This is a genomic window from Kitasatospora sp. NPDC086791 (assembly GCF_040685975.1).
In the GTDB taxonomy this organism is placed as follows: domain Bacteria; phylum Actinomycetota; class Actinomycetes; order Streptomycetales; family Streptomycetaceae; genus Kitasatospora.
In genome coordinates this window covers 21,395-44,746 of the sequence record NZ_JBFBOC010000021.1, presented here as the reverse complement: position 1 = coordinate 44,746, position 23,352 = coordinate 21,395, and the positions used below count along the sequence as shown (strand labels likewise).

The window sequence follows — 23,352 nt, the reverse complement described above, 5'->3', positions numbered from 1 at the left end:
AAAGATTAGCGGACCGACGGCCGATCTCCCAAATCCGGGTCGGCCGGGGCCGCGGCGGCGACCCCCGCGACCAGCCGCGGCGCACGGGCGGCGGGGCGCAGCAGCCACTCCTCGCGGGTCGGCGGCAGGCCCGCCGCGCCCTCCTCGGTGCCGCGGACGGCGAGCACCTGGTTGACCCCGATCCGGTTCTGCTCGAAGGCGAGCGCGGAGGCCGCCATGTACAGCCGCCAGACCCGGGCCCGGCCGCGGCCGACCAGCCGGACCGCCTCCGTCCAGTGCGCCTCCAGGTTGGCCACCCACTCGCGCAGGGTCAGCCCGTAGTGCTCGCGCAGCGACTCCACGTCACGGACCTCGAAGCCGGCCTCCTCCAGCCGGGCCACGGTGGAACCGATCGGGGAGAGCTCGCCGTCGGGGAAGACGTAGCGGTCGATGAAGGGGCTGGTGCGGTGCGGCTCGCCGGGGTGGTCGGGGCGGCGGGCGATCTGGTGGTTGAGCAGCCGGCCGCCGGGGGCCAACAGCCGGTACAGGCCCTCGGCGTAGGTGCGGTACTGCTCGGAGCCGACGTGCTCGGCCATCCCGACGCTGGAGATCGCGTCGAACGGCCCGTCGGTGATCTCCCGGTAGTCCTGGAGCCGGACCTCGACCCGGTCGGCCAGGCCGGCCCGCTCGACCCGGGTGCGGGCCAGCGCGACCTGTTCCGTGGAGATGGACACGCCGACCGCGGTGACCCCGTAGTGCTTCGCCGCGTGCAGCAGCAGTGAGCCCCAGCCGCAGCCGACGTCCAGCAGCCGCACCCCGGACCGCAGGCCGAGCTTGCGGCAGATCAGGTCGAGCTTGGCCTCCTGGGCGGCCTCCAGACTCTTCGCCTCCGGCGTCCAGTAGGCGCACGAGTAGACCATCGAGGGGCCGAGCACGAGGCCGTAGAAGTCGTTCCCGACGTCGTAGTGGTGGCTGATGGCCGCGCGGTCCCGGTTGCGGCTGTGCAGCCGGCCCGCGGCCCTGCGGACCTCCTCCCGGGGCGGCGCCGGTTCGGGGCCGAGCGCGCCGGCCCGCAGGGCGGCCGCGAGGACCCGGCGGCCCCCGGCCCCGAGGACCTCGCGCGGCCCGAGGTCGAGCGTGCGGATCTCCGGCCGCTCGGCGAACCGGCCGACCGCCGACAGCACCTCGTAGAGGTCGGTGCCGGAGGCGATCTCCAGGTCCCCCGCGACGTAGGCGCGGGCGAGGCCCAGCTCGCCCGGCTGCCAGAGCACCCGGCGCAGGGCCCGGCGGTTGCGCAGGACCACGGTGGGTGCCCCCGGCGGCCCGGCGACGCTGCCGTCCCAGGCGCGCACCCGCAGCGGCACCGGAACTCCCAGCAGCCCGTCCAGGGCCTCGACCAGTTGACCTGCGAGCTTCGCCACCGCGCGCCTCCGTCCAGTCGTCCTGCTGAACCCCGCCCGGCCCGGTCGGGCGGACCGGGGGCGGCCGACGGCACTCCCGGGCGCGGAACGGGCGCCACCCAGCTAATCCCACCGCGGCCGACCGGCTTCCGGGCGGCACGCCGCGGGGTGCCGGCTGTCACCCGAATGCCGACGGGCCCCACCGCTGCAACAGTCGGTGGGGCCCGTGCATTCCGTCCGGGGACGGGAAGCTGAGCGTGCGTCAGGATCCGGCCGGGATCAGTCCTCCTCGGCCAGGGTCAGCTCGACGCCGCCGGTGAAGCCGGCCGCCGCGTTGTAGATGAACGCGGAGAGGGTGGACAGCGCGGTCAGCAGGACGACGTCGACCACGGCGATCAGCGTGGTGAAGGTCATCACCTTGCCGAAGCCGATGTAGTCCATCAGGTTGACGCCGCCGGTGCTGTCGGAGCCCGTGACGTCCTTGAGGGTCTTGGTCAGCGAGTCGAAGACGCCGAGCGAGTCCAGCGTCATCCACAGCACGGCCGAGGCCACGATGATGATGATGCCGACGGCCAGCGACAGCAGGAAGCTGACCTTCATCACGGACCACGGGTCGACCTTGGTCACCCGCAGCCGGGCCTTGCGGGTCCGGCCGAGGCCGGCCCCGGCCGCCGCGGGCACGCCGGCGGGGCGGCGGGCCGCCCCGGGGACGGGGGTGCCGCCCGGCGGGGTGTTGCCGGCGGTCCGGGTGCCCCGGGCCGGGGTCGGCTGCCCCTTGGCGTAGGTGGTCGGCTGGGAGAAGCCCCCCGAACCGGGCGCCGCGGCGCCCGGCGGCGGCGGGGGCGTCTGGCCCCCGTAGGTCGCGCCGCTCTGGCCCGCGCCGCCGACCGGCGGCATCAGCGAGGTGGACGCGGCCGAGTGCTCGGTCGGCGGCTGCGGTACACCGCCGTACGCCCCCCCGCCCTGCGCGCCCGGACGGCCGCCGGAGGTTCCTCCCGCAGCACCCGTGGCTCCACTCACCTGGTCCTCCCGCACTTCCCACCAGGGACGGCGCCGCCGCCCTGCTACGTCACTCGTCATCCAGCGCCCGGCGGGATTGCCCGGAACTGGTCGGCGTCCGGTGCCGCCGCGTCCTCTCTGTGGACGCGGCGGCACCGGTCTGCGGTTCGGTTCAGGCCTCGACGTCTCCGCCGACCGCCGTCTCCGCACCCTCGGCCGTCTCGGTGGTCTCGGTGGACTCGGTGCCAGCGACCTCGTCCTCCACCGTCTCCTCGTCCTCGGCCTCCGCGTTGCGGGCCATGCCCACGACCGCATCGCGCTTCCCGAGGTTGATCAGTTGGACGCCCATCGTGTCACGTCCGGTTTCACGAACCTCGGAAACCCTTGTGCGGATCACCCCGCCCGAGAGGGTGATCGCCATGATCTCGTCGGATTCGTCGACCACGAGTGCGCCGACGAGCGAGCCCCGGCCCTCGACGATCTTCGCCGCCTTGGTGCCGTAGCCGCCGCGTCCCTGGACACGGTACTCGTCCACCCCGGTGCGCTTGGCGTACCCGCCGTCCGTGGCGGTGAAGACGTAGGTGTCCGGACGGACGACGTTCATCGAGAGCAACTCGTCGTTCTCGCGGAAGGCCATGCCCTTGACGCCGGAGGTGGCGCGGCCGGTGGGCCGCAGGGCGTCGTCGGTCGCGGTGAAGCGGATCGACTGGGCCTTCTTGGAGACCAGCAGCAGGTCGTCCTCGGAGGAGACCAGCTCGGCGCCGATCAGCTCGTCGTCCCGGCCCTCCTCGTCCTGGCGCAGGTTGATCGCGATCAGGCCGCCGGAGCGCGGGGAGTCGTAGTCCTTCAGCGGGGACTTCTTCACCAGGCCGGCCCGGGTGGCGAGGACCAGGTAGGGCTTGTCCTCGTACGTCCGGACGGCCATCACCTGGGCGATGTGCTCCTCCGGCTGGAAGGCCAGCAGGTTGGCGACGTGCTGGCCGCGGGCGTCGCGGCCGGCGTCCGGCAGCTCGTAGCCCTTGGCGCGGTACACCCGGCCCTTGTTGGTGAAGAACAGGATCCAGTTGTGGGTCGTCGTCACGAAGAAGTGGTCGACGATGTCGTCCTGCTTCAGCTGGGCACCGCGCACGCCCTTGCCGCCGCGCTTCTGCGAGCGGTAGAGGTCGGAGCGGGTCCGCTTGACGTAGCCGCCACGGGTGATCGTGACGACGATGTCCTCCTCGGCGATGAGGTCCTCGATGGAGAGGTCGCCGTCGGAGGGGATCATGGTGGAGCGCCGCTCGTCGCCGTACTTCTCGACGATCGCGGCGAGCTCCTCGGAGATGATCTCCCGCTGGCGGGTCGGCGAGGCCAGGATCGCGTTGTACTCGTCGATCTTGCGCTGCAGCTCGTCGTGCTCGTCCGTGATCCGCTGGCGCTCCAGGGCGGCCAGCCGGCGCAGCTGCATCTCCAGGATGGCGTTGGCCTGGAGCTCGTCGATGTCGAGCAGGCCCATCAGGCCGGTGCGGGCGGCGTCCGCGCTCGCCGAGGCCCGGATCAGCGCGATGACCTCGTCGATCGCGTCCAGCGCCTTGAGCAGTGCGCGCAGGATGTGCGCCCGCTCCTCGGCCTTGCGCAGCCGGAACCGGGTGCGCCGCACGATGACCTCGACCTGGTGGTTCACCCAGTGCCGGATGAACGCGTCGATCGAGAGCGTGCGCGGCACGCCGTCCACCAGCGCCAGCATGTTGGCGCCGAAGTTGGTCTGCAGGTCGGTGTGCTTGTAGAGGTTGTTCAGCACCACCTTGGCGACCGCGTCGCGCTTGAGCACGACCACCAGACGCTGGCCGGTCCGCGAGGAGGACTCGTCGCGGACGTCCGCGATGCCCGCCACCCGGCCGTCCTTCACCAGGTCGGCGATCTTCAGCGCGAGGTTGTCCGGGTTCACCTGGAAGGGCAGCTCGGTGATCACCAGGCACTGGCGGCCCTGGATCTCCTCGACCTCGACCACGGCGCGCATGGTGACCGAGCCCCGGCCGGTGCGGTAGTAGTCGTCGATCCCGCGGCGGCCGACGATCAGCGCGCCGGTGGGGAAGTCGGGGCCCTTGATCCGCTCGATCAGGGCCTCCAGCAGCTCCTCGTTGGAGGACTCCGGGTTCTCCAGGTACCAGAGCGCGCCGGAGGCGACCTCGCGGAGGTTGTGCGGCGGGATGTTGGTGGCCATGCCGACCGCGATGCCGGTGGCACCGTTGACCAGCAGGTTGGGGAAGCGCGCCGGCAGGACGGTCGGCTCCTGCGAACGGCCGTCGTAGTTGGCGGCGAAGTCGACGGTCTCCTCGTCGATGTCGCGCATCATCTCCATGGCCAGCGGCATCATCTTGCACTCGGTGTAGCGCATCGCCGCTGCCGGGTCGTTGCCCGGGGAGCCGAAGTTGCCGTTGCCGTCCACCAGCGGCATCCGCATCGACCACGGCTGGGCCAGGCGGACCACGGTGTCGTAGATCGAGGTGTCACCGTGCGGGTGGTAGTTGCCCATGACGTCGCCGACGACGCGGGCGCACTTGTAGTAGCCCTTCTCGGGGCGGTACCCGCCGTCGTACATCGCGTAGAGCACGCGGCGGTGCACCGGCTTGAGGCCGTCGCGGACCTCGGGCAGCGCACGGCTGACGATCACGCTCATCGCGTAGTCGAGGTACGAGCGCTGCATCTCGGTCTCGAGCTCGACCGGCTCGATCCGCATCGTCGCCTGGGCGGTGGCCTCGGCGGCCTCGGGGGTCTCGGGCTGTTCGCCTTCGGGACGGTTGTCGTCGACCACTGGTGGTCAGTTTCCTTTCACGCGGACTGGTACGTGCGGGGCCTGGGGTGCAGGCGTCACACGTCCAGGAAGCGGACGTCCTTGGCGTTGCGCTGGATGAAGGAGCGGCGGGCCTCGACGTCCTCGCCCATCAGCACGGAGAACAGCTCGTCGGCGCGGGCGGCGTCCTCCAGGGTGACCTGGAGCAGCAGTCGGTGCTCGGCGTCCATGGTGGTGACCCGGAGCTCCTCGGCGTTCATCTCGCCGAGACCCTTGAAGCGCTGGATCGCGTCGTCCTTGGGGAGCCGGCGCCCGGCCTCCACGCCGGCGGCGACCAGGGCGTCGCGCTCGCGGTCGGAGTAGGCGTACTCGAAGTCGTCCTTGCCCCACTTGATCTTGTACAGCGGCGGCATGGCGAGGTAGACGTACCCGGACTCGACCAGCGGCCGCATGAAGCGGAACAGCAGGGTGAGCAGCAGGGTGCGGATGTGCTGACCGTCGACGTCGGCGTCGGCCATCAGGACGATCTTGTGGTACCGGAGCTTGGCCTCGTCGTAGTCCTCCTGGATGCCGCAGCCGAAGGCCGAGATCAGCGCCTGGACCTCGGTGTTCTGCAGCACCTTGTCGATCCGGGCCTTCTCGACGTTCAGGATCTTGCCGCGGATCGGCAGGATGGCCTGGGTGCGCGGGTCGCGGCCCTGCTTGGCCGAGCCGCCTGCGGAGTCACCCTCGACGATGAAGATCTCGCACTCGGACGGGTCCTTGGACTGGCAGTCCGAGAGCTTGCCCGGCAGCGAGGCGGACTCCAGCAGGCCCTTGCGGCGCGTCAGGTCGCGGGCCTTGCGGGCGGCGACGCGCGCGGTGGCGGCCTGGATGGACTTGCGGATGATGTCCGCGGCCTCGTTGGGGTTGCGGTCCAGCCAGTCGTTGAGCTGCTCGTGGACGACCTTCTGGACGAAGGTCTTCGCCTCGGTGTTGCCGAGCTTGTCCTTGGTCTGGCCCTCGAACTGCGGCTCGCCGAGCTTGACCGAGATGATCGCGGTCAGGCCCTCGCGGATGTCCTCGCCGGAGAGGTTGTCGTCCTTCTCGCGGAGCAGCTTCTTGTCCCGCGCGTAGCGGTTGACCAGGCCGGTCAGCGCGGCGCGGAAGCCCTCCTCGTGGGTGCCGCCGCCGTGCGTGTGGATGGTGTTCGCGAAGCTGTAGACCCCCTCGGTGTAGGAGGAGTTCCACTGCATCGCGATCTCCACCGAGATCGCCTTGTCCTTGTCCTCGGCCTCGAAGTCGATCACCGAGGGGTGGACCGGCTCGCCCTTGCGGGAGTTGAGGTGGGCGACGAAGTCGGCGATGCCGCCGTCGTACTTGTACGTGACGGTGAGCGGCTTGCCCTCCTCGTCCACGTGCTCCGGGCGCTCGTCGGTCAGCGAGATCGACAGGCCCTTGTTGAGGAAGGCCATCTCCTGGAAGCGCCGGGAGAGCGTCTCGAAGGAGTAGACGGTGGTCTCGAAGATCTCGCCGTCGGCCCAGAAGGTGACCGTGGTGCCGGTCCGGTCGGTCGCCTCGCCCTTGGCCAGGGGGGCGGCCGGGGCACCCATCTTGTAGTCCTGGGTCCAGACGCTGCCGTCCTTGTGGATCTCCACGGAGAGCCTGGTGGACAGCGCGTTCACCACGGAGACGCCGACGCCGTGCAGACCGCCGGAGACGGCGTAGCCGCCGCCGCCGAACTTGCCGCCGGCGTGCAGGACGGTGAGCACGACCTCGACGGCCGGCTTGTCCTGGCCGGGGACGATGTCGACCGGGATGCCCCGGCCGTTGTCGACGACGCGGATCGCGCCGTCGGCCATGATCGTGACGTCGATGGTGTCGGCGTACCCCGCCATCGCCTCGTCGACGGAGTTGTCCACGACCTCCTGCACCAGGTGGTGCAGGCCGCGCTCGCCGGTGGAACCGATGTACATGCCGGGGCGCTTGCGGACGGCGTCGAGGCCTTCCAGCACCTGGATGTTGCTACCGGTGTAGGAAGCCTGGTCGGACTGGTCTGGGGTCTGGCTGGGGTTGCCGGAATCGGCCACGAAGCGCCCTCTCTGGCACAGCACGGGTCGCATTCCCGCCCCGTGCGGGCGAGCGTGCGACCACGGCGTTTCGACTCGGTTGCCACTAGCAACAGTGTTTGGCTCTCAGTCTACCGGTACGACTGACAGAGATGGGCGTTTGGCAGCCCTTGAAGGCAGATACGCCGCCCTGAATCCCCTCTGCACGTGTCCCGATACTCGCCCGGGGGCCACAGAGCGCCTGGGAGGGCTGTCAGGGGTTCCGGAAGATCGCCGTCCGATCGGCACCGCCGGCGACGGTCCGGCGCTCCGATCACCCCCAGGTGTCGCCCGGCCCCTTGCTGCCCGGCGCGCGCAGCCGGCCGTAGCCGCGGACGGGTGCCGCAGGGCCCAACACCTTGATGGTCCGGACCGTGCCGTGGCCCAGCTCGTGGTTCAGACGTGCCACCAACTGTCTTGCCAGCCAACGAAGTTGAGTGGCCCACGCGGTGGAGTCGCACTGCACGGTGAGCACCGCGGCGGCCTCGTCGTAGGAGGAGGGGTGGCAGTGCGCGGCGATGTCCGGGCCGACGATCTGCGGCCAACGGCCCATCACCCCGCCGACGGCGGCCGAGGACTCCCAGCCGCGCTCGGTCAGCAGCCGGTTCAGCGCCGCGCCCAGCGGGACCGGGTCGCGGCCGTCCGAGCGGGCGCCGCTGCGCAGCCCGTACCGCTTGGCCTCGCGCTTCTGCTGGACCTGCTCACCGCGCTGGCGGGCCTGGGCGCGGGCCGCCCGCAGCACGGAGCGGGCGAGGTCGGCACCGGTCGGCTCGGGGGCGCCGGGCCCGGGGCGGGAGGGATCGGCCTCCGCCGGCTCGCTCACGGCGATCTCCTTTCCCCAGCCTGTGGACAACGGTCGCGGTCGCACGCCCGCCGAGCCCTCCAGCGTACGGGAGCGCCCGGACGCCGCGGATCGCGGTGGTGCTCGTGCGGTGGTCGTGCGATGGCCCCGCGGGGGTGGCCCGGTGCTCGGGCGGCGCCGCGGTCAGGTGTCGGCCCGGTCAGGTGTCGACGCGGTCCACGGCCCCGTCGGCCACCGCGAACCGGACGCCGGCCAGGGCCTTCGGCACGTCCTCGGCGACCGCCGCTGTCACCAGCACCTGCTCGCCGCCGGCCACCAGCTCGGCCAGCCGGTCCCGGCGGGCGGCGTCCAGCTCGGCGAACACGTCGTCCAGGATCAGCACCGGCTCACCGCCGTCGGAACGCAGCAGCTCGTACGAGGCCAGCCGCAGCGCGAGCGCGTACGACCAGGACTCGCCGTGGCTGGCGTAGCCCTTGGCGGGCAGCGGGCCGAGTCTGAGCAGCAGCTCGTCGCGGTGCGGGCCGACCAGGGTCAGGCCGCGCTCGACCTCCTGCTTGCGGACCGCCTGCAGCGCCCGCAGCAGCTGCTCCTCGGCCTGCTCGCGGCTGGTCGGCAGCTCGCCCTCGAAGGAGCTGCGGTACTCCAGGGCGGTCTCGCCGCCGCCGGGGGCCAGCTGCCCGTAGGCGGCCGTCACCAGCGGCTGCAGGGCGGCCACCAGCTGGATCCGGAAGGCAGTCAACTCGGCACCGGCGCGCGCCAGATGGCCGTCCCAGACCTCCAGGGTGGACAGGTCGGCGCCCTTGCCGCCGCCGGCCCGGCGGGCCATCGCGGCGGTCTTCAGCAGGGCGTTGCGCTGCTTCAGCACCCGCTCGTAGTCCTGCCGCACGCCGGCCAGCCGGGGCGCCCGGGCGGTCAGCAGCTCGTCCAGGAAGCGCCGGCGCTCGCCCGGGTCGCCCTTGACCAGGCTGAGGTCCTCGGGCGCGAACAGCACGGTGCGCAGCAGGCCCAGCACGTCGCGCGGGCGGACGTTGTCGGAGCGGTTGATCCGGGCCCGGTTGGCCTTGCCCGGGGCGAGCTCCAGCTCGATCAGGGTGGAGCGGCCGCGGTCCACCACCGAGGTGCGGATCACCGCCCGCTCGGCGCCCAGCCGGATCAGCGGGGCGTCGGTCGCGACCCGGTGGCTGCCCAGGGTGGCGACGTAGCCGATCGCCTCGACCAGGTTGGTCTTGCCCTGGCCGTTGGGCCCCACGAAGGCCGTCACGCCCGGGTCGAGGGGAACCTCGGCCCGGGCGTACGACCGGAAGTCGGCGAGCGACAGATGCGCGACGTGCATGGCTGTGGACTGCGCCCGCCTTCTGTGGATGGACCGGGGCTCGCGCCCCGGGCGGGGACGGTGCCCCGGGTGGGGATTACTTCGACTCGACCGCGTGGCCGCCGAACTGGTTGCGCAGCGCGGCGATCATCTTCATCTGCGGCGAGTCGTCCTGCCGGGAGGCGAAGCGGGCGAACAGCGAGGCGGTGATCGCCGGCAGCGGCACGGCGTGGTCGATCGCGGCCTCGACGGTCCAGCGGCCCTCGCCGGAGTCGGCGGCCCAGCCGCGCAGCTTGGCCAGGTGCTCGTCCTCGTCCAGCGCCCGGACGGCCAGGTCCAGCAGCCAGGAGCGGATGACGGTGCCCTCCTGCCAGCTGCGGAAGACCTCGCGCACGTCGGTGACCTCGGGGGCGGCCTCCAGCAGCTCCCAGCCCTCGGCGAAGGCCTGCATCATCGCGTACTCGATGCCGTTGTGGACCATCTTGGCGAAGTGACCGGCGCCCACCGCACCCGCGTGCACCGAGCCGAAGTCACCCTCGGGCTTGAGGGCGTCGAAGACCGGCTGGACCCGGGCGACGTGCTCGGCGTCGCCGCCGTACATCAGCGCGTAGCCGTTCTCCAGGCCCCAGACGCCGCCGGAGACACCGCAGTCGACGAAGCCGATGCCCTTGGCGGCCAGCGCCTCGGCGTGCTTGACGTCGTCGGTCCAGCGCGAGTTGCCGCCGTCGACCACCACGTCGCCGGGGGAGAGCAGCTCGGCGAGCTCGTCGACGGTCGCCTGGGTGGCGGCGCCGGCCGGGACCATGACCCAGACCACGCGCGGGCCCTGCAGCTTGGTGACGAGTTCCTGCAGGCTCTCGACGTCGGAGATGTCCGGATTGCGGTCGTAGCCGATGACGGTGTGGCCGGCGCGGCGGATCCGCTCGCGCATGTTGCCGCCCATCTTGCCGAGACCGATGAGGCCGAGCTCCATGACCAAGTCCTTACCTGTGGTGACGTGCCTGCCGGCGGCGCCGTTGCCGCACTCCCTGAGCCTACGCGCTGTACCACCGGGGCCCGCCTGCGGTCGGGCCGACCGGGGGAGACGTCCACAGGCTGTGCACAACGGGTGTGCACAGCCTGTGGACGGGTCGCGTACGACGGGAGGGCGATCAGCCGGAGAGGCGGACCGGCATGCTCCACCCGGTGGGGGGCGACCCCCACGCCCCCGGGATCATGCCGCTCCCGGGCATCAGCCGGAGAGGCGGACCGGCATGATCAGGTACTGGTAGGCCTTGTCCTCCTCGGCGTCCACCGAGACCTTGCCGCTGAGCAGCGCGGGCTTGGTCGGGGTGGTGAAGCTGAGCTGGGCGTAGGGGGAGTCGATGGCCTTGAGGCCCTCCTCCAGGTAGCCCGGGTTGAAGGCGATCGAGATGGCGTCGCCCTCCAGGGAGGCGTCGATCCGCTCGGTGGCCTGGGCGTCGTCGCCCGAGCCGGCCTCCAGGGTCAGCACGCCCTCCTCGAAGTTGAGGCGGACCGGGGTGTTGCGCTCGGCGACCAGCGAGACGCGCTTGAGCGCCTCCAGGAAGGGCTGGGTCTGGATCGCGGCGATCGCGTTGAACTCGGTCGGGAAGAGGCTGCGGAACTTGGGGAACTCGCCCTCCAGCAGCCGGGTGGTGGTCCGGCGGCCGGCGCCCTCGAAGCCGATCAGGCCCTCGCCCGCGCCGCCCGAGGAGAGCGCGATGGAGACGTTGTCGCCGCTGCCCAGGGACTTGGCGATGTCCTGCAGGGTCTTCGCGGGGACCAGGGCGACCGCGGAGATGTCCGACTGCTCGGGCTTCCACAGCAGCTCGCGGACGGCGAAGCGGTAGCGGTCGGTGGCGGCCAGGGTGATCCGGTCGCCCTCGATCTCGACCCGGACGCCGGTGAGCACCGGGAGGGTGTCGTCCCGGCCGGCGGCGACCGCGGCCTGGCTGACGGCGGAGGCGAAGACGTCCCCGGAGACGGTGCCGGTGGCGGTCGGCATCTGGGGCAGCGCCGGGTACTCGTCCACCGGGAGGGTGGGGAGGGTGAAGCGGGAGCTGCCGCAGACCACGCTGACCCGCTGGCCGTCGGTGGAGATCTCCACCGGCCGGTTGGGGAGGTTGCGGGAGATGTCGTTCAGCAGCCGGCCGGAGACCAGGACGGTGCCGGCCTCCTCGACGTCCGCCTCCAGCTCGACCCGGGCCGAGACCTCGTAGTCGAAGCCGGACAGCGCCAGGCTGCCCTCCTGCGCCGTCAGCAGCAGGCCGGCCAGCACCGGCACCGGCGGCCGTGCCGGGAGGCTGCGGGCAGCCCAGGCCACCGCCTCCGCGAGGACGTCACGCTCCACCCGGAACTTCACCGGTAACCGCCTCCTGGATCGAGCGCTCCCGCTCGCACTCTGGTTCGTCTGTCTTGATCGTCGGTTCGGCTGTCCACCGAGCTCTGCTCACTCCGCTTCCAGTCGCAAGGACAGTCTGACGTACTCCGCCGACAGACGGGGCAGACGGGCGGAAGCAACCCGAACAGGTGTCGGGTCCCACGGCCGGTCGCGTTGTCCACAGATTCGGGGCCCACCCACTTTGAAAGCAAGTCCACGGTCTAACTGTGTAGTGGTAGTAGTAGGGCCTGTGGAAACCGTGGATAACCCCGTTTCCGCAGGTCAGAGCCCGAATTTTGTCCACAGTGGCTGTGGACGGCGGCTGTGGACGGGCAGGCCGCGCTGTGGACAGCCGAGCGTTACCCACAGGGCACGCAGCGTATCCACAGGTTATCCCCAGGGCTATCCCCAGATCCGGGCCCGGTTATCCACGGGCCCCGGTCAACTTTTCGTGACGCCTTTCACACCAGGGTATGAACGCGGGCACACGGTTGTCGAACTGTGGACGCAGCTGTGGATAACCTGGGGATAACCGGCCCGCGCCTGGGGACAACCGGTGGATAACCCGGACGGCCCACTGGTGGCCCGTCAATTGTCCACACCCTGTGGATAACCGTTGTGCACAAGTCCACAGGCACCTGACCTGCGCGGAAGAGCGTAGCGGTGACGGGCCTGTGGACGAATTCTGGATAACTCCGGGCACCCCGGCCTGTGGACGACCGGGAAGGCGCCCTTCCTGTGGACAACGGCCTTGCGCGCCCCGGGTTTTCGAATCACCGGTCATGTGTTCGGCGCTGGCTGTGGACTGGCACGTCGTCCGTCGACCGGATCCCTGCCCAGCCGCCGCGCGGCACACACCTGTGGATGCGCGAAAAGGGCGTCAGGATCGCTCCTGACGCCCTTTTCGGCCACCTGCGCGGCCGGTGCTAGCTCTTGATGCGGTTGGTGAGTTCGGTGACCTGGTTGTAGATCGAGCGGCGCTCGGCCATCAGCGAGCGGATCTTGCGGTCCGCGTGCATCACCGTGGTGTGGTCGCGGCCGCCGAACTGCGCGCCGATCTTCGGCAGCGACAGGTCGGTGAGCTCCCGGCACAGGTACATCGCGATCTGACGGGCCGTCACCAGCACGCGACTGCGCGAGGATCCGCAGAGGTCGTCCACGCCCAGGCCGAAGTACGCGGCGGTCTGCTGCATGATGACCTGTGCGGTGATCTCCGGACCGGCGTCCTCGTCGCCGCCGGGGATCAGGTCCTTGAGGACGATCCCGGCCAACTCCAGGTCCACCGGCGCCCGGTTGAGGTTGGCGAAGGCGGTGACCCGGATCAGCGCGCCCTCCAACTCCCGGATGTTGCGGGTGATCCGGGACGCGATGAACTCCAACACGTCGGCGGGAGCGTTGAGTTGCTCCTGGATCGCCTTCTTGCGCAGGATCGCGATCCGGGTCTCCAGCTCCGGCGGGGTGACGTCGGTGATCAGCCCCCACTCGAAGCGGTTGCGGAGCCGGTCCTCCAGCGTGGTCAGCAGCTTGGGCGGCCGGTCTGACGAAAGGACGATCTGCTTGTTCGCGTTGTGCAGGGTGTTGAAGGTGTGGAAGAACTCCTCCTGCGTGGACTCCTTGCTCGCCAGGAACTGCACGTCGTCCACGAGCAGGATGTCCATGTCCCGGTAGCGGCGGCGGAAGGCGTCCGCCTTTCCGTCCCGGATCGAGTTGATGAACTCGTTGGTGAACTCCTCCGAGGACACGTAGCGCACCCGGGTGCCCGGGAAGAGACTGCGCGAGTAGTGCCCGATGGCGTGCAGCAGGTGGGTCTTGCCCAGCCCGGACTCGCCGTAGATGAAGAGCGGGTTGTACGCCTTGGCCGGTGCCTCGGCGACCGCCACCGCCGCCGCGTGCGCGAAGCGGTTGCTCGCGCCGATCACGAAGGTGTCGAAGAGGTACTTGGGGTTCAGCCGGGCGGCCGGCTCGTCCTTGCGCGAGCCGCCGGCCGGGGGAGCGCCGGGCGGGGCGGGCACGCCGGGGACGGCGGAGCGCTCCGGGGCGGCCTTCTCCGCCGGGCGGCCGCCGGAGGGGCGGGAGCCGGCCGCCCGGCGGCCCGCGCCGCCGCGGGGCTGCTCGTTCGGGCCGGGGCCGTAGGCGCCGCCGAAGAGGTCGCCCTGGGTGGTCGAGGGCGGGCCGGGGACGGGACGCGGCGCCGGACGGGACGCGGGCTCCTCGGGCTCGTAGCGGCCGGCCTGCTCCGGGTAGCCCGGCCAGCCCTGCGGGCCGGCGGAGGGGCCGCCGTAGGGCGCGGGGCGCTGCTCGTAGCCGCCGGTGTCGTAGCGGGGGCGCTCGTAGTCCTGGCCGTAGGGCTGGTCCTGCTCGTACGGCTGACGCTGCTCGTACGGCTGGTCCTGCTCGTAGGACTGCTGGTAGTCCTGGCCGCCGTAGCCGCCGGTGTCCTCGGCCGGGCCCGGGTACGGCTCGGCGGGGGTCTGGGGGGCGGGTGCGGGGGTGGTCGGCACGGCGTTGGCGTCGACCATCACGGCGATCCGGACCGGGCGGTTGAGCTCACGGCTGAGCGCCTCGGTGAGCTGCGGCAGCAGCCGGCCCTCCAGCACCTGCTTGGCCCGCTCGTTCGGGGTCGCCAGCAGGGCGGTGTCGTGCATCATCCACATCGGCTGGGTGCGTTGCACCCACTGCTTGTCCATCTCCCCGACATCGGGGTCGCTGACCAGCCGCTCGACGACCCTGGCCCAGACCGGGACGAGGTCGCTGTTGACATCAGCCACTGGTGCACGCTTTCCAAGAACAAACCAGACAAGTTCTGCAACGGTAGTCAGCGAACAGAGCCGGATCAAGTCGTTGTCCACAGGCTGTGGGTAAAGCGGGTCGAAGGCAGCCGGTTTGACCCTCGGACCCCGTCCCGCGTACCGTAACCAGGTCGAGTTGTCGATGGCCGCTGCCGCATGTCCGCGGGTCCACCCGCTCCATAAGGCGCGCAGCACGGGCGCCGTGGATTGCCTCAGACCCCAGCCGAACTGGGGCGATGGGCCGGATTTCCGAATCAGGGGAGATCACGCGGACGCACGGTGACGGCCAAGCGACCCCCCGTCATCCTACGATTCACCTCAGGAGCCCCCGAGTGAGCAAGCGCACCTTCCAGCCGAACAACCGTCGTCGCGCGAAGACCCACGGCTTCCGGCTGCGGATGCGTACCCGCGCCGGCCGCGCCATCCTGGCCGCCCGCCGTGGCAAGGGCCGCGCCAGCCTGTCCGCCTGATCCGCGCCAGAGTCTGTTGTGCTGCCCTCCGAGAATCGGCTGCGGCGGCGCCAGGACTTCGCGACCGCGGTGAAACGCGGTCGTCGGGCCGGCCGGCCCCTCCTGGTCGTCCATCTCAACAGAGACGGCGACCCGCAGGGGCAGACCGACCGGACCAGCGACTCCCGCCCGCACGTCGCCGAGGGGACTCCTTCGGCGCGTGCGGGTTTCGTCGTGAGCAAGGCCGTCGGCCCGGCGGTCGTTCGCAACCTGGTCAAGCGCCGGTTGCGCCATCTCATCCGTGATCGTCTGTCCAGGCTGCCCGCCGGTAGCCTGATAGTGGTGCGTGCGCTGCCCCAGGCCGCGTCCGCCTCGTACCAGGACCTCGAACGTGACCTGGACGCGGCGCTGAAGCGGTTGCTGAGGGCTGAGCCCGCCGCCACGGCGCCGACGGGAGCAGGGCGATGAAGTACCTGCTGATGGGTCTGATCAGGGTCTACCAGTGGACGATCAGCCCACTGCTCGGTCCGGTCTGCCGTTACTACCCCTCCTGCTCGCACTACGGCTACGAGGCCGTGAAGGTGCACGGGGCGGTCAAGGGCGGCGGACTGACCGCGTGGCGCATCCTGCGCTGCAATCCGTGGACGCCCGGCGGGGTCGATCACGTTCCGCCGCGCAAGCACCCGGTGTGGCACCGGCGGTTGCGAGACTGGCTGAAGAGCCGGTCCGCCACCGGAGATCCGGTGACCGCCACCTCCGCCGGTCCGGACCCCGAGGGCCCGGCGCCCATTGGCCCCGCACGGCCGATCCACCTGTCCAAGGAGCCTGACCGGTGACCTTCTCCTTCCTGAATCCCCTGTACACAGCGGTGTCCTGGATCATCGTCCAGTTCCACTCGCTGTACAGCCACGTCTTCAACCCGGACGGTGGCTGGGCCTGGGGTCTGTCCATCGCCTCGATGGTGGTCGTCATCCGGATCTGCCTGATCCCGCTCTTCGTGAAGCAGATCAAGGCGACCCGGGCCATGCAGGCGATCCAGCCGAAGATGAAGGCCATCCAGGAGCGCTACAAGAACGACCGGCAGCGCCAGTCCGAAGAGATGATGAAGCTGTACAAGGAGGCGGGTACCAACCCGTTCTCCAGCTGCCTTCCCATCCTCGTGCAGGCGCCGTTCTTCACCGCTCTCTACGGCGTGCTCGCCAAGGTCGCCAAGGGCCAGGACATCGGCGTCATCCACGGTGACCTGCTGGTGAGCGCCGGCAAGGCGCACATCTTCGGCGCCCCGCTCTCCGCGACCTTCCTCGGCAGCAGCGAGACCAGCGTCAAGATCGTCACCGCGGTGATGATCATCATGATGTCGCTGTCGCAGTTCGTCACCCAGCGCCAGCTGATGACCAAGAACGTCGACCTCACGGTGAAGACGCCGTTCATGCAGCAGCAGAAGATGCTGATGTACGTCTTCCCGGTCATGTTCGCCGTGATGGGCATCAACTTCCCCGTCGGTGTCCTGGTCTACTGGCTGACCACCAACGTCTGGTCGATGGGCCAGCAGCTGATCGTCATCCACAACAACCCGACCCCGGGCAGCAAGGCCTGGGAGGAGCGCCAGGCCCGGCTGAAGAAGGCCGGCCGACTGCGTCCGGACGGCACGGAGATCAAGGGTGCGCTCTGGGGGATCCTGCCCCCGTCCAAGGAGGCGCTCAGCGCCGCGTCCGCCGCGTCCGCGGTGGTCGAGGAGTCGGTGCACGCCCGCCGCCAGCAGCCCCGTCGGCAGTCCAAGGCGCAGCGCCAGCACGGCGCCGCCGGACAGCCCGGCGCCGAGCCGGGCAAGGACGTCACGGCCGAGGAACCCGCCGACGCCGTCCCGGCCGAGCCGGAGACCAAGCCGGCGGCCGCCAAGCAGGGCACGACCAAGCCCACCGGCACCAAGCAGGGCACCCGGCAGCAGCCGAAGCGCGGTGGCGGCCAGCGGCCGAAGCGGAAGTCCTGACCGGGCCCCGGGCCTGACAGCCGCGAAGAGCTTCGTTCCCGGCCCGCTCGACGGGCCCATCTCCGAAGGAGTCCATCAGTGACGGAAGGCACCACCTCCGCCGTCGAGGCCGAGGCCGCCGCCAGCGCCGACGAGAACCTCGTCTCCCGCCTGGAGCAGGAGGGCGACATCGCGGCGGACTACCTGGAGGGTCTGCTCGACATCGCGGACCTCGACGGTGACATCGACATGGACGTCGAGGGCGACCGCGCCCTGGTCTCCATCGTCAGCGACGGCAACGACCGCGCGCTGCAGCGCCTGGTCGGCCAGGACGGCGAGGTGCTGGAGGCCCTGCAGGAGCTGACCCGGTTGGCTGTCCACCGGGAGACCGGCGAACGCAGCCGCCTCATGCTGGACATTGCCGGCTTCCGGGCCCGCAAGCGCACCGAGCTGGCCACGCTCGGTGCCGAGGCCGCCGAGCAGGCGAAGAGCAGTGGCGAGCAGGTCAAGCTGCGGCCGATGACGCCGTTCGAGCGCAAGGTCGTCCACGACGCGGTCGCCGCGGCCGGTCTGCGCAGCGAGTCCGAGGGCGAAGAGCCCCAGCGGTGCGTGGTCGTACTGCCGGCCTGAGGCCGGCAGGTCGATGACCGGCCGCCACGGCGGCCGGAGAGCTTCACCGGACGCGACCCCGTCCGCCTCGTGCGGGCGGGGTCGTCGTCCCTTCCGCGGGGAACGACCCGGCGGTAGACGTTTCACGTGAAACAGTGCGTTGAGCGGGTCGGTGGATCCGGGGATCGGAGAGGTCGAGATGGACACGGAGAACGCGGCTGCCGGCCGGCCGGGGGAGGACGTGGACCCGGCCGCCGAGGGGCGGGCCGACGAGGTGACCGCGCCGGGCGAGGAGACCGGGCCGGGCGAGGCGCCGGCCGTCGCCCGGGAGGTCTTCGGCGACCGCTTCGACGCCGCGGTCCGGTACACCGAGCTGCTGGCCACCGCGGGCGTCCAGCGCGGGCTGATCGGGCCGCGTGAGGTGCCCCGGCTCTGGGACCGCCACGTCCTCAACTGCGCGGTGCTGGCCGAGCTGCTGCCCGGCGGCATCACCCTGTGCGACGTCGGCTCCGGTGCCGGTCTGCCCGGCATCCCGGTGGCGCTGGCCCGGCCGGACGTCTCGGTGACGCTGCTGGAGCCGCTGCTGCGCCGGACCACCTTCCTGGAGGAGGTCGTCCGGGAGCTGGGGCTGGACAACGTCACGGTGCTGCGCGGCCGCGCCGAGGAGATGGTCGGCAAGCTCGCGGTGGACGTGGTGACCGCCCGGGCGGTGGCGCCGCTGGAGCGGCTGGCCGGCTGGGGCATGCCGCTGCTGCGTCCGCACGGCCAGATGCTGGCACTCAAGGGGGACAGCGCGGAGCAGGAGCTGGCCGACTCGCGGGCCGGGCTGGCCAAGCTGGGCGCGGTCGAGTGGACCGTCATCTCGGTGGGCGAGGGCACCCTGGAGACCTCGACCCGGGTGGTCCAGGTCAAGGCGGGGGAGAGCCCCGGCGGGGTGAAGGCCGCGACCCGGCGGGCCAAGGCGGCCCGGGCGGGCCGCACCGCGAGCGCCCGCAACGGCGAGCGCGGACGGGGTGGGCGGCGCCGCACCCGCTGAGCCGGGTGAACGTCGACAGGTACGGAGACGGGCGGACGGGCCTCCTGCACGGGAGGGGCGTCCGCCCGTCGTCGTCCGGGGGCCAGGCGGCGCCGACTCTCCCGGGCCAGCGGCGTTTCCCCGGATCTCCGGCCGGGAGGTACCCCCGGGCGCCGGAGTGTCGCAACGTCAGATTTCCGGCAAAGCGGGCATGGTGTTTCACGTGAAACGTCGCCCCTTGCTCTCGGACAGTCTCGATGTGCGGCTCCGCCGCGGGCTCGGCCTCTTCCGGGCTGCGACTGTTGCCGCTCCGGTTCCACGTGAAACACTGACCACCATGCAGGACTCGGAGACCATCGACCAGATCGATGACACGCCCATCGCGCGGGCTGCCCAGGCTGCGGTTCAGGCGATCGGCCGAGCGGGAGGGGGACTGCCCCGACCCGCCGCCACCCGGGTGATCGTGGTCGCCAACCAGAAGGGCGGGGTGGGCAAGACCACCACCACCGTGAACATGGCCGCCTCGCTGGCCATGCACGGGCTGCGCGTCCTGGTCGTCGACCTCGACCCGCAGGGCAACGCCTCCACGGCGCTCGGCATCGACCACCACGCCGACGTGCCGTCCATCTACGACGTCCTGGTGGAGGGCAAGCCGCTGGCCGACGTGGTGCAGCCGGTGCACGACGTCGAGGGGCTGTTCTGCGTCCCCGCCACCATCGACCTGGCCGGCGCCGAGATCGAGCTGGTCTCCCTGGTGGCCCGGGAGAGCCGGCTCCAGCGCGCCATCGCCGCCTACGAGCAGCCGCTGGACTACATCCTGATCGACTGCCCGCCCTCGCTGGGCCTGCTGACGGTCAACGCCCTGGTCGCCGGCCAGGAGGTGCTGATCCCGATCCAGTGCGAGTACTACGCGCTGGAGGGCCTCGGCCAGCTGCTGCGCAACGTCGAGCTGGTGCGCGCCCACCTGAACCCCGCGCTGCACGTGTCGACCATCCTGCTCACCATGTACGACGCCCGGACCAGGCTGGCCGCCCAGGTCGCCGAGGAGGTCCGGACCCACTTCCAGCAAGAGGTGCTGAGCACGGCGATCCCCCGCTCGGTGCGCATCTCGGAGGCGCCCAGCTACGGGCAGACGGTGCTCACCTACGACCCGGGCTCGACCGGGGCGCTCTCCTACCTGGAGGCCGCCCGCGAGCTCGCGCTGCGTGCGGTGGGCCAGGGCGCCGGGGTGGTGGGCCAGCAGCGGGACGGCCAGCAGGGGCACGGCGCCCCGGTGGCACAGCACGGTACGACGGAGGGTCATCAGTGAGTGCTCGCAGGGGTCTGGGTCGAGGGCTGGAGGCGCTGATCCGCCCCGCCGCGCCGGTGGACGGCGGGGCGGCGGCGCAGCCGGCGACGGCCACGCCCGTACCGGCCTCGGTGGTGGCGGGCACGACCTCGCCGGGCCCGGTGCCGCCGCCGGCGGGCGGCCGCGGCGGCACGGTGGCGGCCCGGGCGGCCGCCGAGAAGCAGGCCGAGCAGGCGCAGCCGGCCGGTGCCTACTTCGCCGAGCTGCCGCTGGACGCGATCACCCCGAACCCGCGCCAGCCGCGCGAGGTCTTCGACGACGACAAGCTGGGCCAGCTGGTCACCTCCATCAAGGAGGTCGGTCTGCTCCAGCCGATCGTGGTGCGCCAGGTCGGCGCGGACAGCTTCGAGCTGATCATGGGCGAGCGCCGCTGGCGCGCCTCCCGGGAGGCCGGGCTGGAGCGGATCCCGGCGATCGTCCGGGCCACCGAGGACGACAAGCTGCTGCTGGACGCCCTCCTGGAGAACCTGCACCGGGCCGAGCTGAACCCGCTGGAGGAGGCCGCCGCCTACGACCAGCTGCTGCGGGACTTCTCCTGCACCCACGAGGAGCTGGCCGACCGGATCGGCCGCTCGCGCGCGCACGTCTCCAACACCCTGCGGCTGATGAAGCTCCCGCCGTCCGTGCAGACCCGGCTGGTGGCCGGAACGCTGATGGCCGGGCACGCCCGGGCGCTGCTCGGGGTGCCGGACGCCGCGCAGCAGGAGCAGCTGGCCGCGCGGATCGTGGCCGAGGGCCTCACGGTGCGCAACGTCGAGGAGATCGTCCTGCTGATGCGTCCGGAGGAGGGGAAGAAGCCCAAGCGCCAGGCTCCCCAGGCGGGCAAGCTGATCTCCCCGGCCTTCAACGACCTGGCGAGCCGGCTGTCGGACCGCTTCGACACCCGGGTCAAGGTCGAGGTCTCGCAGCGCGGGGGCAAGCTGGGCAAGGGCAAGGTGGTGCTGGAGTTCGGTTCGGTGGAGGACCTGAACCGGATCCTGGACAGCATGGCCCCCGGCGAGGACGGTCTGCGGCTGTCGCAGAGCTGAGCCGGGCTCCGGGGCCGGGTCGGGCTCCGGGGCCGGGCCGGGCTTCGGGGCCGAGGGCACCGGACCGATGGGTGCATGCTTCACGTGGGCGCTGTTTCACGTGAAACATGCACCCATCGGTGTTCGTGGGGGAACACTCGACCGTGAGGTGGAGGAGGAGGTACGGGCATGGGACGCCGGATCGCTCCGCTGACGCTGGACAACCTGGGGGACCTGCCGGCCGGCTGCCGCTCCTGCGTGTTCTGGGAGCTGGACCCGGTCAGTGCCAGGGAGGCGGTGGACTCCGGGAAGCCGGAGCTGGCGAAGGAGGGGTGGATCTCCACGGTCCTGCTGGAGTGGGGCTCCTGCGGTCGGATCGTCTACGTGGACGACCAGCCCGCGGGCTTCGTGCTCTACGCGCCGCCCGCCTACGTCCCCGGCTCGCAGTCCTTCCCGACCAGTCCGGTGTCGCCGGACGCCGTGCAGCTGATGGTCAGCCGGGTGCTGCCGGGCTACCAGGGCCAGGGACTCGGCCGGGTGCTGGTGCAGACGGTGGCCAAGGACCTGATCGGGCGCGGGGTGCGGGCGATCGAGGCCTTCGGTTCGGCCGGACGGCTGCCGACCGACTGCGTGCTGCCGGCCGACCACCTGCTCGCGGTGGGCTTCAAGACCGTCCGGCCGCACGTCCGCTACCCGCGGCTGCGGCTGGAGGCGCGGACCACGCTCTCCTGGCGGGGGGACGTGGAGGGGGCGCTGGAGCGGCTGCTCGGCGGCGGGCGCAAGGAGCCGGCGCTGCGGCCGTTCTGAGCGGGCCCCGGGCAGGGGTCGCGGGCACGGGAGCGGGACGAAAGACGGCGGCGGGGCTCCCCGGGTGGGGAGCCCCGCCGCCGTGCGGTCGACGGTCCGACGACCTAGATGAAGCCGTCCAGCTCGCGCAGCAGCGCGGCCTTCGGACGGGCACCGGTGATGGACTTCACCGGCTCGCCGCCCTTGTACAGGATCAGCGTCGGGATCGAGATGACGCCGTACTGGGCGGCGGTCGCCTGGTTGGCGTCCACGTCGAGCTTGGCGATGGTCAGCTTGTCGGCGTGCTCGGCCGCGATCTCGTCCAGGATCGGGGCGACCTGGCGGCACGGGCCGCACCAGGTGGCCCAGAAGTCGACCAGGACGGGCTTGTCGCTGTCCAGGACGTCGGACTTGAACGTCGCGTCGGTGACGGTGGTGGTGGCGCCGGCCACGGGAACTCCTCGGGTTCGGACGGAGGGGGCTGCTGCCAGGAGAACAACGGGTGGGCCCGTTCTGTTTCTGCCCGGCCGGGGCGGGGGGTGCGTCAGGGGGAACACTCCCCCCGCGGGGGTGGGTCGGTGGGTCGGTGGGTCGGTGGCCCGGGGGTCAGACCGCCACGGCGGCGGCCTTGGCCTCCAGGTCGTCCAGCGCGGCCAGGTAGCGCTCGGCGTCCAGCGCGGCGGAGCAGCCGGTGCCGGAGGCGGTGATGGCCTGGCGGTAGGTGTGGTCCACGACGTCGCCGGCGCCGAACACGCCCGGGATGTTGGTCCGGGTCGAGGGGGCCTCGACCTTGAGGTAACCCTCGGCGTCGAGGTCCAGCTGGCCCTTGAACAGCTCGGTGCGCGGGTCGTGGCCGATCGCGATGAACAGACCGGTGACGGCGAGCTCGCGGGTCTCCCCGGTGGTGGTGTCGCGCAGGGTGACGCCGCTCAGCTTCGGGTCGCCGTGGATGGCCTCGACCGCGCTGTCCCACTCGAAGCGGATCTTCTCGTCCGCGAAGGCGCGCTCCTGCATCGCCTTGGAGGCGCGCAGGGTGTCCCGGCGGTGGATGATCGTGACGCTCTTGGCGAAGCGGGAGAGGAAGGTCGCCTCCTCCAGGGCGGTGTCGCCGCCGCCGACCACCGCGATGTCCTGGTCGCGGAAGAAGAAGCCGTCGCAGGTGGCGCACCAGGAGACGCCGCGCCCGGAGAGCTTGTCCTCGTTCGGCAGGTCGAGCTTGCGGTGCTGTGAGCCGGTGGTGACGATCACGGCGCGCGCCCGGTGCACGTTGCCCTCGGAGTCGGTGACGGTCTTGATGTCACCGGTGAGGTCGACCGCGACGATGTCGTCGGGGATCAGCTCGGCGCCGAAGCGCTCGGCCTGGGCCCGCATGTTGTCCATCAGCTCGGGGCCCATGATGCCGTCCCGGAAGCCCGGGAAGTTCTCGACCTCGGTGGTGTTCATGAGCGCACCACCGGCGGTGACGGCCCCCTCGAAGACCAGCGGCTTGAGGGAGGCACGGGCCGTGTAGAGCGCAGCCGTGTACCCGGCCGGGCCGGAACCGATGATGATCACGTTACGGACGTCGCTCACTGCTTCTCCTGGTTCGCATCGCGACCCGCGTTTGCTGCGGGGAGGGCGGTCCTGCTCCGCCGCCCGGGACAACGAC

At 71.4% G+C, this 23,352-nt stretch carries 20 protein-coding genes; 9 read left to right on the top strand and 11 right to left on the bottom strand.

Features of this window, described 5'->3' with window-relative positions; genetic code table 11:
* Positions 1-5 precede the first annotated feature (5 nt).
* The 9 genes from AB0Q99_RS24540 to dnaA all read right to left on the bottom strand — a co-directional run bounded on the left by AB0Q99_RS24540 (position 6) and on the right by dnaA (position 14,500).
* Positions 6-1,400, bottom strand: coding sequence for a cyclopropane-fatty-acyl-phospholipid synthase family protein (locus AB0Q99_RS24540; RefSeq protein WP_363575193.1), 1,395 nt, complete (start codon positions 1,398-1,400; stop codon positions 6-8).
* Positions 1,401-1,658: 258 nt separating this feature from the next.
* Positions 1,659-2,399: a DUF3566 domain-containing protein gene (locus AB0Q99_RS24535; protein WP_363575192.1), complete on the bottom strand. Its 741-nt coding sequence runs from the start codon at positions 2,397-2,399 to the stop codon at positions 1,659-1,661.
* A 151-nt stretch (positions 2,400-2,550) separates the two neighbouring features.
* A complete protein-coding gene (gene gyrA / locus AB0Q99_RS24530) occupies positions 2,551-5,172 on the bottom strand; it encodes a DNA gyrase subunit A (protein WP_363575190.1) in 2,622 nt (873 codons plus the stop codon).
* Between the two features lie 56 nt (positions 5,173-5,228).
* Positions 5,229-7,244 (bottom strand): DNA topoisomerase (ATP-hydrolyzing) subunit B, encoded by a 2,016-nt coding sequence (gene gyrB / locus AB0Q99_RS24525; RefSeq protein WP_363575188.1) that lies wholly within the window; start codon positions 7,242-7,244, stop codon positions 5,229-5,231.
* 268 nt (positions 7,245-7,512) lie between these two features.
* Entirely contained in the window at positions 7,513-8,061 is a 549-nt protein-coding gene (locus AB0Q99_RS24520; RefSeq protein ID WP_363575186.1) for a DciA family protein, read from the bottom strand.
* Between the two features lie 178 nt (positions 8,062-8,239).
* Complete coding sequence (gene recF / locus AB0Q99_RS24515; protein WP_363575185.1) at positions 8,240-9,373, bottom strand: DNA replication/repair protein RecF; 1,134 nt, start codon at positions 9,371-9,373, stop codon at positions 8,240-8,242.
* Between the two features lie 76 nt (positions 9,374-9,449).
* Positions 9,450-10,325 (bottom strand): phosphogluconate dehydrogenase (NAD(+)-dependent, decarboxylating), encoded by an 876-nt coding sequence (gene gnd, locus AB0Q99_RS24510; RefSeq protein WP_350526571.1) that lies wholly within the window; start codon positions 10,323-10,325, stop codon positions 9,450-9,452.
* Between the two features lie 258 nt (positions 10,326-10,583).
* Positions 10,584-11,714: a DNA polymerase III subunit beta gene (dnaN, locus tag AB0Q99_RS24505; protein WP_363575183.1), complete on the bottom strand. Its 1,131-nt coding sequence runs from the start codon at positions 11,712-11,714 to the stop codon at positions 10,584-10,586.
* 944 nt (positions 11,715-12,658) lie between these two features.
* The gene (gene dnaA, locus AB0Q99_RS24500; protein WP_363575181.1) at positions 12,659-14,500 is read right to left on the bottom strand and encodes a chromosomal replication initiator protein DnaA; all 1,842 of its coding nucleotides are present in this window, start codon (positions 14,498-14,500) and stop codon (positions 12,659-12,661) included.
* A 353-nt stretch (positions 14,501-14,853) separates the two neighbouring features.
* Between dnaA and rpmH the strand changes: the two genes are divergently transcribed.
* From rpmH to AB0Q99_RS24455, 9 genes are all read left to right on the top strand, one after another.
* On the top strand, positions 14,854-14,991 hold the full coding sequence (rpmH, locus tag AB0Q99_RS24495; RefSeq protein WP_030059672.1) for a 50S ribosomal protein L34: 138 nt from the start codon (positions 14,854-14,856) through the stop codon (positions 14,989-14,991).
* A gap of 18 nt (positions 14,992-15,009) precedes the next feature.
* Positions 15,010-15,438, top strand: coding sequence for a ribonuclease P protein component (rnpA, locus tag AB0Q99_RS24490; RefSeq protein WP_363575179.1), 429 nt, complete (start codon positions 15,010-15,012; stop codon positions 15,436-15,438).
* Entirely contained in the window at positions 15,435-15,806 is a 372-nt protein-coding gene (gene yidD / locus AB0Q99_RS24485; protein WP_363575177.1) for a membrane protein insertion efficiency factor YidD, read from the top strand. The genes rnpA and yidD overlap by 4 nt, the downstream gene beginning before the upstream one ends.
* Positions 15,803-16,960 carry a membrane protein insertase YidC gene (yidC, locus tag AB0Q99_RS24480; RefSeq protein ID WP_363575175.1) on the top strand — a complete coding sequence of 386 codons (1,158 nt, stop codon included), beginning with the start codon at positions 15,803-15,805 and terminating at the stop codon, positions 16,958-16,960. Before yidD ends, yidC begins: the two co-directional genes overlap by 4 nt.
* Before the next feature lie 78 nt (positions 16,961-17,038).
* Positions 17,039-17,569 carry a R3H domain-containing nucleic acid-binding protein gene (locus tag AB0Q99_RS24475; RefSeq protein ID WP_363575174.1) on the top strand — a complete coding sequence of 177 codons (531 nt, stop codon included), beginning with the start codon at positions 17,039-17,041 and terminating at the stop codon, positions 17,567-17,569.
* A 178-nt stretch (positions 17,570-17,747) separates the two neighbouring features.
* Positions 17,748-18,584, top strand: coding sequence for a 16S rRNA (guanine(527)-N(7))-methyltransferase RsmG (rsmG, locus tag AB0Q99_RS24470; protein WP_363575172.1), 837 nt, complete (start codon positions 17,748-17,750; stop codon positions 18,582-18,584).
* A 316-nt stretch (positions 18,585-18,900) separates the two neighbouring features.
* Entirely contained in the window at positions 18,901-19,872 is a 972-nt protein-coding gene (locus AB0Q99_RS24465; RefSeq protein ID WP_363575170.1) for a ParA family protein, read from the top strand.
* The gene (locus AB0Q99_RS24460; protein ID WP_363575168.1) at positions 19,869-20,939 is read left to right on the top strand and encodes a ParB/RepB/Spo0J family partition protein; all 1,071 of its coding nucleotides are present in this window, start codon (positions 19,869-19,871) and stop codon (positions 20,937-20,939) included. Before AB0Q99_RS24465 ends, AB0Q99_RS24460 begins: the two co-directional genes overlap by 4 nt.
* A 168-nt stretch (positions 20,940-21,107) precedes the next feature.
* On the top strand, positions 21,108-21,725 hold the full coding sequence (locus AB0Q99_RS24455) for a GNAT family N-acetyltransferase (RefSeq protein WP_363575167.1): 618 nt from the start codon (positions 21,108-21,110) through the stop codon (positions 21,723-21,725).
* Between the two features lie 104 nt (positions 21,726-21,829).
* On the opposite strand, the gene trxA is transcribed toward AB0Q99_RS24455, so the two are convergent.
* Both trxA and trxB read right to left on the bottom strand, forming a co-directional pair.
* Positions 21,830-22,156, bottom strand: coding sequence for a thioredoxin (trxA, locus tag AB0Q99_RS24450; RefSeq protein ID WP_363575165.1), 327 nt, complete (start codon positions 22,154-22,156; stop codon positions 21,830-21,832).
* Positions 22,157-22,310: 154 nt separating this feature from the next.
* The gene (gene trxB / locus AB0Q99_RS24445) at positions 22,311-23,276 is read right to left on the bottom strand and encodes a thioredoxin-disulfide reductase (protein ID WP_363575163.1); all 966 of its coding nucleotides are present in this window, start codon (positions 23,274-23,276) and stop codon (positions 22,311-22,313) included.
* Positions 23,277-23,352: the final 76 nt, after the last annotated feature.